This is a genomic window from Variovorax nivicola (assembly GCF_051216475.1).
Classification (GTDB): domain Bacteria; phylum Pseudomonadota; class Gammaproteobacteria; order Burkholderiales; family Burkholderiaceae_C; genus Variovorax.
This window is the reverse complement of record NZ_JBPJZK010000001.1, coordinates 521,743-533,432: the sequence shown is the minus strand read 5'-3', so window position 1 is coordinate 533,432 and position 11,690 is coordinate 521,743. Positions and strand designations below refer to the sequence as shown.

At 66.5% G+C, this 11,690-nt stretch carries 10 protein-coding genes; 5 read left to right on the top strand and 5 right to left on the bottom strand.

The features are described 5' to 3' along the window. The first annotated feature begins 30 nt into the window (after positions 1 to 30). Complete coding sequence (locus ACSFBF_RS02510) at positions 31 to 426, top strand: DoxX family protein (RefSeq protein ID WP_093073981.1); 396 nt, start codon at positions 31 to 33, stop codon at positions 424 to 426. Positions 427 to 436: 10 nt separating this feature from the next. Here ACSFBF_RS02510 and def read toward each other — a convergent pair whose 3' ends face one another. The 5 genes from def to smc all read right to left on the bottom strand — a co-directional run bounded on the left by def (position 437) and on the right by smc (position 8,343). Beyond that, on the bottom strand, positions 437 to 976 hold the full coding sequence (def, locus tag ACSFBF_RS02505; RefSeq protein ID WP_056590568.1) for a peptide deformylase: 540 nt from the start codon (positions 974 to 976) through the stop codon (positions 437 to 439). A gap of 44 nt (positions 977 to 1,020) precedes the next feature. Beyond that, a complete protein-coding gene (locus ACSFBF_RS02500; RefSeq protein WP_435464762.1) occupies positions 1,021 to 1,464 on the bottom strand; it encodes a hypothetical protein in 444 nt (147 codons plus the stop codon). Positions 1,465 to 1,583: 119 nt separating this feature from the next. Continuing rightward, on the bottom strand, positions 1,584 to 3,683 hold the full coding sequence (gene ligA, locus ACSFBF_RS02495; protein WP_435464761.1) for an NAD-dependent DNA ligase LigA: 2,100 nt from the start codon (positions 3,681 to 3,683) through the stop codon (positions 1,584 to 1,586). 26 nt (positions 3,684 to 3,709) lie between these two features. Beyond that, a complete protein-coding gene (locus tag ACSFBF_RS02490; protein ID WP_435464760.1) occupies positions 3,710 to 4,813 on the bottom strand; it encodes a cell division protein ZipA C-terminal FtsZ-binding domain-containing protein in 1,104 nt (367 codons plus the stop codon). A 14-nt stretch (positions 4,814 to 4,827) separates the two neighbouring features. Further along, complete coding sequence (gene smc, locus ACSFBF_RS02485; protein WP_435464759.1) at positions 4,828 to 8,343, bottom strand: chromosome segregation protein SMC; 3,516 nt, start codon at positions 8,341 to 8,343, stop codon at positions 4,828 to 4,830. Between the two features lie 114 nt (positions 8,344 to 8,457). Between smc and ACSFBF_RS02480 the strand changes: the two genes are divergently transcribed. The 4 genes from ACSFBF_RS02480 to ACSFBF_RS02465 all read left to right on the top strand — a co-directional run bounded on the left by ACSFBF_RS02480 (position 8,458) and on the right by ACSFBF_RS02465 (position 11,649). Beyond that, complete coding sequence (locus ACSFBF_RS02480) at positions 8,458 to 9,216, top strand: hypothetical protein (protein WP_435464758.1); 759 nt, start codon at positions 8,458 to 8,460, stop codon at positions 9,214 to 9,216. A 64-nt stretch (positions 9,217 to 9,280) separates the two neighbouring features. Next, positions 9,281 to 9,595, top strand: coding sequence for a helix-turn-helix domain-containing protein (locus ACSFBF_RS02475; protein ID WP_435464757.1), 315 nt, complete (start codon positions 9,281 to 9,283; stop codon positions 9,593 to 9,595). Then, positions 9,592 to 10,905, top strand: a complete 1,314-nt coding sequence (locus ACSFBF_RS02470; RefSeq protein ID WP_435464756.1) for a type II toxin-antitoxin system HipA family toxin — start codon at positions 9,592 to 9,594, stop codon at positions 10,903 to 10,905. The genes ACSFBF_RS02475 and ACSFBF_RS02470 overlap by 4 nt, the downstream gene beginning before the upstream one ends. Before the next feature lie 51 nt (positions 10,906 to 10,956). Then, positions 10,957 to 11,649 (top strand): P-loop NTPase family protein, encoded by a 693-nt coding sequence (locus ACSFBF_RS02465; protein WP_093056939.1) that lies wholly within the window; start codon positions 10,957 to 10,959, stop codon positions 11,647 to 11,649. Positions 11,650 to 11,690 lie beyond the last annotated feature (41 nt).

The window sequence follows — 11,690 nt, the reverse complement described above, 5'->3', positions numbered from 1 at the left end:
CAATCAACCACTCCAATGGAATCCACACAAATGGTCAAATCCGACGACACCGGCAAGTTCATCCTGCGCGTTTCTCTTGGCGTCCTGATCCTGCTGCATGGCATCGCCAAGCTGCAAGGCGGCGTCGGCTTCATCTCCGGCATGCTGGCCCAGCACGGGCTGCCGGGCGCGCTGGCCTATCTGGTCTATATCGGCGAGGTGGTGGCGCCCGTGCTGCTGATCATCGGCCTCTACACGCGTCCCGCCGCGTGGATCGTGGTCATCAACATGCTGGTGGCGTTCGCGCTGGTCCACATGAAGGACCTGACCTCGCTCGGCAAGCAAGGCGGCTGGGCGCTGGAACTGCAAGGCATGTTCCTGTTCGCGGCGCTTGCTCTCGCCTTCATGGGCGGTGGCCGCTTCGCGCTCAGCAGCAAATACAACTGATCGGGTTCGATCAATCGTCGTCGGCTGCGTCGAGGCCTGGGAACAGGACCTCGGTGTAACCGAAGCGCGAGAAATCGCGCACCCGCATCGGGTACAGCTTGCCCAGCAGGTGATCGACTTCATGCTGCACCACGCGCGCATGAAAGCCAGTGGCGACCCGGTCGATCGGGTCGCCGTACGGGTCGAACCCGGTATAGCGGATGTTGGCGAAGCGCGGCACCACGCCGCGCAGGCCCGGCACTGACAGGCACCCTTCCCAGCCCTCTTCCTCCTCGTCGTCCAGCGGCGTGATGACGGGATTGAGCAGCACGGTGCGGGGCACCGGCGGAGCATCGGGATAACGGGGGTTCACGACATCGGTGCCGAAGATCACGAGTTGCTGGTCTACGCCGATCTGCGGTGCGGCAAGGCCGGCGCCGTTGACCGCATGCATGGTCTCGAACATGTCGCGCACCAGCAGGTGCAACTCGTCGGTGTCGAAGGCGGCGACCGGCTGCGCGATGCGCAGCAGCCGGGGGTCGCCCATCTTGAGGATTTCGCGGATGGCCATGGCGGGATTATCGCGACAGCCTCGCGCGCTTGCCCCTGATGGGGTCAGGGAGGGGTTTGCGTCTTGGAGTCCGGAGAGGTCCACAACCGCGCAGGCCCCCGCGGCATCTGCTGCGGCTGCGTGGGCGTGATGCCCGGCACACCACCGGGCCGCGCCGGGACCACGGCGGAAGGACGACCTCCGCCGCCCCAGGCCGGCGGGGCCGTTGGACGCACGCCCGGATAGGCGGGCCGCACGGGATAGCCTGGACGACCATAGTAGGGACGCCCGCGGTCATAGTAGTACGGACGGCGACCCTCGTAGTAGCCGCCACCTTCGATGTAAACCGGCGCGGGCGCCACCACCACAGGCGAAGGCTCGCTGTAGTAAGGCCCCGACGAATAGCCTCCTCCGCCATAGTAGGGATCGCCGGGCACGCCCACGCAGCCGCTCAGCAGCGCAACGCCGCCGAGTGCGACACAGGCACCGAGAATTCGAATTTTTTGCATGAGGGACTCTCCTTGTGGCCTTCAGTTAGCTTTCAACGCCAGGTTCCAGACCCTGTTGACTGCGCTGCGATGAAGTCGCGTAACGGCCGGTAAAGAGGGTCTGCCGTCACCTTCCCGGCTCACTCGCCCGCGTCTTCTGCCGGGACACCGTTGGCGAGTATCTCCAGCATACGCGCCTCGTCGATGATCTCGACGCCGTTCTCACGTGCCTTGTCGAGCTTGCTCCCGGCCTCTTCCCCGGCCACGAGGTAATGGGTTTTCTTGCTGACGGAGCCGGAAACCTTGGCACCGGCCGCCTCCAATTTATCCTTCGCTTCGTCGCGGCTCAGCGTAGGAAGGGTGCCGGTGATGACGAAGGTCAGGCCCGCCAAAGGCTTCGGGACCCGGGCGGCGGGCTCGCCCTCTTCCCAGGTCAAGCCACAGGCACGCAGTTGCTCGACCACCTCGCGGTTGTGCGGCTGGTCGAAGAAGGTGCGCAGGCTTTGCGCCACCACCGGGCCGACGTCATTCACTTCGAGCAGTTGCTCTTCGGTCGCGTCCATGATCGCGTCCAGCTTGCCGAAGTGCTTGGCTAGGTCCTTCGCAGTGGTCTCGCCCACGTGGCGAATGCCCAGGCCGAACAGGAAGCGCGGCAGCGTGGTCTTCTTCGAGGCTTCGAGCGCATCGACGAGGTTCTTCGCCGACTTCTCGGCCATGCGCTCCAACCCGGCTAGCGTGGTGAAGCCCAGCTTGTAGAGATCGGGCAAGGTGCGGATCAGATTGGCGTCGACCAGTTGCTCGACCAGCTTGTCGCCAAGGCCGTCGACATCGACCGCGCGGCGCGCCGCGAAGTGCAGGATGGCTTCTTTGCGCTGCGCAGCGCAGAACAGGCCGCCAGTGCAGCGATAGTCGACCTCGCCCTCCTCGCGCACGGCTTCGGAGTCGCACACGGGGCATTTGTGCGGCATGGTGAATATTGGGCCCCGCTGATCGTCGGGTTTGGCCAGGCTGTCCGGCGTCACGCCGACCACTTCGGGAATCACGTCACCGGCGCGGCGCACGATCACCGTGTCGCCCACACGCACGTCCTTGCGGCGTGCTTCGTCCTCGTTGTGCAGCGTGGCGTTGGTCACGGTCACCCCGCCGACGAACACTGGCGCGAGCTTGGCCACCGGCGTGAGCTTGCCTGTGCGTCCGACCTGGATCTCGATGCCGACCACCTCGGTCAGCTGCTCCTGGGCCGGGTACTTGTGGGCCACGGCCCAACGCGGCTCGCGCGAGACAAAGCCCAGTTGCCGCTGCAGCTCGATGCTGTCGACCTTGTAGACCACACCGTCGATGTCGTAAGGCAAGGCATCGCGCTGACGGCCGATGTTTTCGTGAAACGCTATGAGTTCGATAGCACCGGTCGCCCGCGCCGTCTGCGTCGCCACGGGGAAGCCCCACACATGGAATTGCTGCAGCCAGTCGAACTGCGTCGGACAGTCGGGCCCGCCTTCGGCCGCCGGCGTGACCTCGCCCAGCCCGTAGGCAAAGAAGCTCAGGGGCCGCGCCGCGGCAATCGCCGGATCGAGCTGACGGACCGCACCGGCGGCCGCGTTGCGCGGATTGACGAACACCTTCTCGTTCTTCTGCCCGTCCGCGATCTTCTGGCGCTGACGCTCGTTGAGCGCATCGAAATCGGCGCGCTTCATGTAGACCTCGCCGCGCACCTCGACCACGGGCGGCGCCGTGCCGTTGAGCCGCAAGGGAATCTCGCGCACGGTGCGGATGTTCTGCGTGACGTCTTCACCCACCTCGCCGTCGCCGCGCGTGGCAGCCTGCACGAGCACGCCGTTCTCATAGCGCAGGTTCATGGCCAGGCCGTCGAACTTCAGCTCGCAGACATAGCTGACCTGCGGCCCGTCCTCGGCCAAGCCCAGCTCCTTGCGCACGCGTGCATCGAAAGCGCTCGCGCCGCCGGGCGTGATGTCGGTCTCGGTGCGAATCGACAGCATCGGCACCTTGTGGCGCACCTTGACGAAACCGTCGAGCACCTTGCCGCCCACGCGCTGCGTCGGCGAATCGGGTGTGCGCAGATCGGGAAACTCGGTCTCGATGGCCTGCAGGCGCTGGAAGAGCTTGTCGTACTCGGCGTCCGGCAGTTCGGGCGTGTCGAGCACGTAGTAGAGGTGGGCGTGTCGGTGGAGCTGTTCGCTCAGTGCGGCGGCTTCGCGTGCCGCTTCGTCGCGCGTCGTCATGGGGTGTCTCCCGAAGGTCGGAGTTGTTAGCTGAAGAGGCGTCGCGCCAGCGGAGAACCCGCAGCAAGGTCGCGCGCATCGAGCGTGTCGTAGAGCTGCTCGAGGTCGGCGCCGATCACGTCCATCGTCTCGTCGCGCAGCAGTTGCCCGTCGCTGTCGGTGACCACGCCGTCCATCTCGCGCGCCAGCGTTGCGGCGGCTTCGCGCATGCGGCGGAACGGCTCTTCGCCGCGGTCGACCTGCGGCACGTCGAGGCTCAGGCTGAGTTCGCGGATGGCCGATTGGGCCGGGTCGTCGGCCAGCGCGGCCTGCGTGTCGAAGGCCAGCCCGAGGACCGGCGGCAGGCCGACCTCGCTGGTCGGCAGCACCATGCGCCCCGGGATGATGCCGGCCACGAAACCGAGTCGCGCCGCGTTCTGCTGCACATAGCCCGGGCTCCAGGCCGCATGCAATGCGCGCAAAACGAAGCCCAGCTGCGCGTCGTGCGCGCTGGCGAACTGGTCGAGCTCGCGGGCGCGCGCCACTTCGTCGAGCATTTCGGGGAACTCGGGTGCGCCGTTGACCGCATCGGCAAAGGCCTGCGCCTTGACCACGAATTCGGAGTACTCGATTTCGTTGAGCGCGCCCGTGCGGTTGGCCAGCTGCACGCCGACCTGGAAGGCGCTGTAGCGCTGACCGGGCACAGGCGGCTCCCATTGGCCGTTGTGTTCGTTCAGGCCCTCTATGGCCACCGGCTTGCTGCCCGCGCGCCGCGTCGACGGCATGGCTGCAATGGCGGCGTCGCCAGACGCGAGCCCATCGAGCGAGATCGGCGCGATCACGTCGATCAGCGGATCGAGCCCGCCGCGGCGCTCGCCGGTCGGCACGGGCACGCCACTTGGCGCCGGCAGGTCGGGGTCGAACAAGGGCTCGTGGCGGTCAGCGCCCTGCACCTGGTGCGGGTCGACGTGCAGCATCGGCTCCATGCCATCGCCACTCGCCGCCAAAGCGCGCTCTGCATCGGCCAGCGCGAGGTCGACCGCATCGGGCTGGCGCGGTGCATTGCGGCGCGACATCATGGCCTCGTAGCCCACGACAGCCGCGAGAACGAGGCCGCCGAAGATTGCCAGCGCGAGAGTGAGATTGCTCATGGGTGCCGCTCGGCTTACGCGGCTTCGACCATCGAGACCGCCGACTCCATGTCGACCGCGACGATGCGCGACACGCCCTGCTCCTGCATCGTCACGCCGATCAGTTGCTCGGCCATTTCCATGGCGATCTTGTTGTGGCTGATGAAGAGGAACTGGGTTTCACGGCTCATGGCGGTGACGAGTTTGGCATAGCGCTCGGTGTTCGCGTCGTCCAGCGGCGCGTCCACTTCGTCGAGCAGACAGAAAGGCGCCGGGTTCAGCTGGAAGATGGCGAACACGAGCGCAATGGCCGTGAGCGCCTTCTCGCCGCCCGAGAGCAGGTGGATGGTCTGGTTCTTCTTGCCCGGGGGCTGGGCCATCACCTGCACGCCGGAGTCGAGAATTTCGTCGCCGGTCATCATCAGCTTGGCATTGCCGCCGCCGAACAGCTCGGGGAACATGCGGCTGAAGTGCTCGTTGACGATCTTGAAGGTGCCGCCGAGCAGGTCGCGCGTTTCGGCGTCGATCTTGCGGATGGCGTCCTCGAGCGTGCCGATGGCTTCGTTCAGGTCGGCCGACTGGGCGTCGAGGAAGGTCTTGCGCTCGCTGGCAATGGCGAGTTCGTCGAGCGCGGCCAGGTTCACCGCGCCGAGCGCGACCACTTCGCGGTTGAGGCGGTCGATTTCGCTTTGCAGGCCGGTGAGCTTGACCTTGTCGGTTTCGATCGACTGTTCGATGGCTTCGAGATCGGCGCCGGCGTCGTCCAGCAGCTGCTGGTATTGCTCGACACCCAGGCGCGCGGCCTGCTCCTTCAGCTGGAACTCGGTGATGCGCTGGCGCAGCGGGTCGAGTTCGCGTTCGAGCTGCAGGCGGCGCTCGTCGCTGGCGCGCAGCTTGAGCGTGAGGTCGTCGTACTGGCTGCGTGCCGAGCCGAGGGCAGCTTCGCGTTCGAGCTTGAGGGCCAGCGCGTCCTGCAGGCCGGCTTGTGCGGCCGCGTCGGACAGGCGGCCCAACTCGGCGCGGGCGCGCTCGTCTTCGTCGGTCAGCGCCACGGTCTGCTGCGCCGCGGTTTCGATGGAGCGGTTGAGCTCCGCGCGGCGGGCTTCGAGCGTGCGCTGCGAGAAGGTCGCTTCCTGCGCCTGACGTTCAAGGCTGCGATGCTGCTCGCGGCTCGCGGCCAGTGCGCGGCTGGCCTCGATCACGCGTTCGTCGAGCTCGGCGTGGCGCTCCTGGCTGTCGGCCAGCTGCATGTCGAGTTCTTCGAAGCGGCCTTCGGCAGCGATGCGTTTTTCCTGCAGTTCTTCGAGCTGCGCGTCGACTTCGCCAAGGTCGGCGGCCAGCTGCTGGCTGCGCGCGCGAGTCTGCTCGGCGAGCTGCGTCATGCGCAAGGTCTCGACCTGCAGTTCGTGCGCGCGCGACTGGGTTTCGGCGGCTTCGCGCCGCGCGGTCACGAGGCGCTGCGCGGCGTCGGCGTAGGCGGCTTCGGCGCGGACCAGCGCGGTGCGCGCCTCTTCGTTGATGAGCGTCTGGGCGCGCAGCTGGCGCTCCAGGTTTTCCATTTCCTGCTGGCGGGCCAGCAGGCCAGCCTGCTCGGAGTCGGGTGCGTAGAAATTGACGCTGTGCGAAGACACGGCATGGCCGCTGCGCACATAGATGACTTCGCCGGGCTGCAGCGTGGCACGCTGGGCCAGCGCCTCCTCGAAGCTCGCAGCGGTGTAGCAGCCGTGCAGCCAGTCGTTCAGCAAGGCCTGTTGCCCCGCATCGTTCAGGCGCAGCAGGCTCGACAGGCGCGGCAGCGTCGCGGTGCCTTCGGGTGCTCCGGCGGCCGGTGGGCTGTAGAAGGCGAGCTTGGCGGGCGGTGCGTCGTTGCCGAAGGCGCGCACCATCTCCAGGCGGCTGACTTCGAGCGCGCCCAGGCGCTCGCGCAACGCGGCTTCGAGCGCGCTTTCCCAGCCCTGTTCGATGTGGATGCGGCTCCACAGGCCTTGCAGGCCGTCGAGGCCGTGCTTGGCGAGCCAGGGGGCCAGCTTGCCGTCGGTCTTGACCTTTTCCTGCAGCGCTCGCAGCGCTTCGAGGCGGGCCGAGTACTCGGCGTGGCGGGCGCCTTCGGTGTTGACGGCCTGCTGCTTGGCGCGGCGGTCGTCGTCGAGCTGCGGCACAGCTTCCTGCAGTTCGTGCAGGCGCGCTTCGGCTTCGCTGGCGGCTTCCTGCGCCATGGCGTGCTGCTCTTGCATATCCAGCAGGCGGGCTTCGTCGGGCGCAGCCAGCGCGTTCTGGTCGGCGCGCAGGCGTTCGCTGCGCTGCGTGAGTTGACGGCTTTGTTCTTCGATGTTGCGCTGGTCGGCGGCCAGCACCTGGATCTGCTGCTGCACCTGCGATACGGTCGTGCGCTGGGTGTTGGCTTCGTCCTGCGCGCGCTGCACGGCCTCTTCGAGGTCGGGCATGCGCGCGTCGTGCTCTTCGAGCTGGGCAGCCAGCATGATGGCCTGCTCTTCGGCGTCCACGCCCGCGCCGGCCAGGGTTTCAATTTCGGTCTCAGCCTCTTCGCGGCGGCGGCCCCATTGGCCCATTTGCTCGCGCAGTTGCACAAGGCGCTGCTCGACACGCTGGCGGCCTTCGACCACGAAGCGGATCTCGCCTTCGAGCCGGCCGACTTCGGCGCTGGCCTCGTAGAGCTTGCCCTGCGCCTGATTGACCTGGTCGCCGGCCCCGTAGTGGGCCTGGCGCACGGTTTCGAGTTCGGCTTCGATGTGGCGCAGGTCTGCCGTGCGCGATTCGAGGTCGTTGATGGCCTTTTCGGAATCAGTCTTGATCTTCGACTGGTCGGCGTTGCTTTCGCTGCGCTTCAAGAACCACAGCTGGTGCTGCTTCTTGGTAGCGTCGCCCTGCAGCGTGTTGTAGCGCGCGGCCACCTCGGCCTGCTTTTCGAGCTTTTCGAGGTTCGCGTTGAGCTCGCGAAGAATGTCTTCGACCCGCGTGAGGTTCTCGCGCGTGTCGCCCAGTCGGTTTTCGGTTTCGCGGCGGCGCTCCTTGTACTTGGAGACACCCGCGGCTTCTTCGAGGAACAGGCGCAGTTCCTCGGGCTTGGATTCGATGATCCGGCTGATCGTGCCCTGGCCGATGATGGCGTAGGCGCGAGGGCCGAGGCCGGTGCCCAGAAACACGTCCTGCACGTCGCGGCGGCGCACCGGCTGGTTGTTGATGTAGTAGCTGCTTGTGCCGTCGCGGGTGAGCACGCGGCGCACGGCGATTTCGCCGAACTGGTTCCACTGGCCGCCGGCGCGGTGGTCGGCGTTGTCGAACACCAGTTCCACGCTCGAACGGCTGGCCTGCTTGCGCGTGGTCGTGCCGTTGAAGATCACGTCCTGCATCGACTCGCCGCGCAACTCCGACGCGCGCGACTCGCCGAGCACCCAGCGCACCGCGTCCATGATGTTCGACTTGCCGCAACCGTTGGGCCCGACGACGCCGACCAGTTGGCCCGGCAGCAGGAAGTTGGTGGGTTCGGCGAACGACTTGAAGCCCGAAAGCTTGATGGAATTAAGACGCACGACTTGTCGGCCTGCCTTGGCTGTAGCTCCAAGGTATTGATTTGTAAGGAAAATTGCACGGGCCCGCAGCTTGATGCAGGCCGCCGCCCCAGCCGTGGATGATAACGTCAGGGCATGAGCGATTCCCCGGTTTCACCCCTCGCCGTAAGACGAACCTGGCTGCTGGCGGGCACGGCCGCCCTGCTCGGTCTTACAGGCTGCTCGTCGATACGCGACACCCAGCGCGCCGAACCCTACAACAACCAGGAATGGCTGCAGTCCGGCGCCAACCGCATCGCCAACCTGTCGCTGCGCGACAACCTGCAGTCGGTGCGCCGGGTTCAGAGCACGCTGTACAAGCGCAACCCGCGCGAATGGCGCAAGTCGGCCACCAGCATGGACGAAGCCACCCAGCGCGCCTGGGACGCCGTGCTCAAGGGCCCGCCCCTGCCCGAACTGAAGGGCGCCACCGGCATCGACGCGATCCGCATGGCCTTCGACACTGGGCCGCAGGGCTACCAGGGCGACCGGGTGGCGGCGCTGGTTTACGGCTGGGCCACCATGCTCAAGCAGGCCAACGGCGACACCTGGGACCAGACCATGATCGACGGCGTCAACGCCGAGAACAGCTTCCGGGCCGCGCGCAACTTCGAAATTTCGCTCTGGCTCATTTCTTCCAAGACCGGCCCCGACGGCCAGCCGCTGCTGCTGGCCACTGAAATCAGCGACCGCGGCCGCAACCTCGTGGCCGACCGCGAACTGTCGAAGGTGGTGGCGCGGCTCGACCTGCTGGCCGCCCAGGCCGACGAAAAATACCGCCGCGCGGCGCTCGACTTCGGCCAGAACTGGGTGATGGGTGTGGTCATGCCCTTCTTCACGCTGCTGCCCAAGTGAGGTCGCGGAGAATGCAGCATAGGAAAGATATTTCCCAAAACTGCATTTACGGTAATATGTTTCCGTGAACAAGCAGGAACTCATCACCGCCCTGACTGCCCGCCGCGAGGCCGCCGGCATCTCGAATGCCGAGATCGCGCTGCGCTCGGGGCTCACCGAGCGCTCTGTGCGCAACGCCCTGAGCCTGCGTGGCAATCCGCAGTTGTCGTCCCTGCTGGCGCTGGTCGATGCGCTGGGGCTCGAGCTTCAGCTTGCACCCAAGGGCTTCGGTGAAACGACGGCAACCGATGCCGGCTACCGCCCCGTGACCACGCGCGTCGGCCACGCGGTGGCGCAGGCGCCTGCCCCGCCCTACGTCAAGCGCCGCTCATCGCCATGAACGTCAAGATCCTGGAGATCTCTCTCGGCGCACGCCGCTTCGGCAAGCTGTTCCAGTACGCCGACCTGTGCCGTTTCGTTGCGGAGCCCGAGCTGGTCGCCGGCCCGCCGCCCGAAGTGCTGTCGCTCTCGATGGTGGCGAGCGATCCGGCCACCCAGTCGGCGCTGTGGAGCGACGTCAAGAACCCGCTGTTCAACGCCCAGGGCGGCCTGCTGCCCAGCTTTTTCCAGAACCTGCTGCCCGAAGGCGTGCTGCGCAGCCACATCGCGCAGCTTCGCGGCTGCCGCGAGAACGACTATTTCGAGCTGCTTGCGGCCTGTGGCGGCGACCTGCCCGGCGCGGTGAGCGCCAGGCCGGTATCGGTAGACCGCGGCACGCTGCAGCGGCTCATCACGCAGGATCAAGATGCGCTAGAGATGTCGGTGGTCGAGCTGCCGATGCCGCAGGGCATTTCGGTCTCGGGCGTGCAACCCAAGCTGGGTCTGCGCCGCCAGGGCGGGCGATACGTCGCCCGCACGCGGGCCGGTGCGAGCACCCGGGTCATCGCCAAGCTACCGGTCGCCGGCAGGCCGCACATGCCGCAGCTCGAAATGCTGTCGCTACAGATGGCCGGCGCGGCGGGCGTCGAGGTCTGCCATGCCGAACTCGCCCCGCTCTCGGCCATTGCCGCGGAGCACAGCTATGCGCTGCCCGACGAGCCCGAGTTTCTGGCAGTGACGCGTTTCGACCGCGACGGCGCGCGCCGCATCCATTTCGAAGACTTCGCGCAGGTGCTGGCGATCGACCCGATGCGCAAGTACAGCGCGAGCTACCTCGACATGGCGCTCGCGATGCGCGCCTTTCCGTCGCTGGGCGACGAAGCGGTGCTCGAACTCGTGCGGCGCCTTGCAGTGAACGACCTGCTCGGCAACCCCGATGCACATCTGAAGAACTTCGGCGTGCTGTACCCCGACGGCATCGCGCCGCGCTTCGCCCCGGCCTACGACATCGTCGCGTACGCTGCGCTGCAGGGTGTCGATGGCCACGCGCTGCCATTGCTGCCCGCAGCCGCCGGCACGGCCAGGCGCACGGCCCTGTTCACGCCCGCCAGCGTGCGCGCCTTCTGCTTCTCGACCGGGCTGCACGAGCCGCTGGTTCGCCGTGTGATCGCCGACACCGCGCGGCTCGCCCGCGACCAATGGCCCGCAATGATCGAGACCTCGGCGCTACCGGCTCCATGGAAGAAACGGCTGCAGCAGCGCTTGCAGGCACATCCCTTGCTGCAAGCCATTTCAAAAGGTGGCAAACAGAAAGAAAAAGCAGCCCCCTAGAATGAATCCGCCCTCCACCCCTCCTCAACCCATTCGAGGCAGCATCAACTCATGAGCTCCATCAATTTCATCGGCGGCGAAAAAGGCGGTGTCGGCAAGTCGGTCACCGCGCGCGTGCTGGCGCAGTACTTCATCGACCACAGCCGCCCCTTCACCGGCTTCGACACCGACCGCTCGCACAGCTCGTTCACACGCTTCTACGAAGGCTTTGCCTCTCCCGTGGTGGTCGACAGCTTCGAAGGACTCGACACTGTCGTCAACGGCTTCGAGACCAACCCGCAGCAAAGCGTGATCGTCGACCTCGCGGCCCAGACGCTGGCGCCACTGTCGCGCTGGATCAAGGAATCGGACCTGTTCGACGTGTTCGCCGAGATCGGCGTCACGGTCAATTTCTGGCACGTGCTGGACGACGGCAAAGACTCGACCGACCTGCTCGGCTCGCTGATCGACACCTTCGGCAACCGGCCCAACTACATCGTTGTGCAGAACTACGGGCGTGGCAGCGACTTCGGGATGTTGCTGGGTTCGCAATCGCTCTCGAAGGCCACGGCCAATGGCGCTCGCGTAATTGCACTGCCGCGCCTGCACGATGCGAGCATGCGGAAGATCGATGCGCAGAACACTAGCTTCTGGAAGGCCGTGAATGACCGGGAAGGTCCGCATGCGCTGGGGCTGCTGGAGCGTCAACGCGTGAAGTCCTGGCTGGCTACGGTTTACGCCGCGTTCGATACGTTGCCGTTGTAAGTTTTATTGGGGGCGCCCGGTATGCGGTGTGGCGCGGGCTC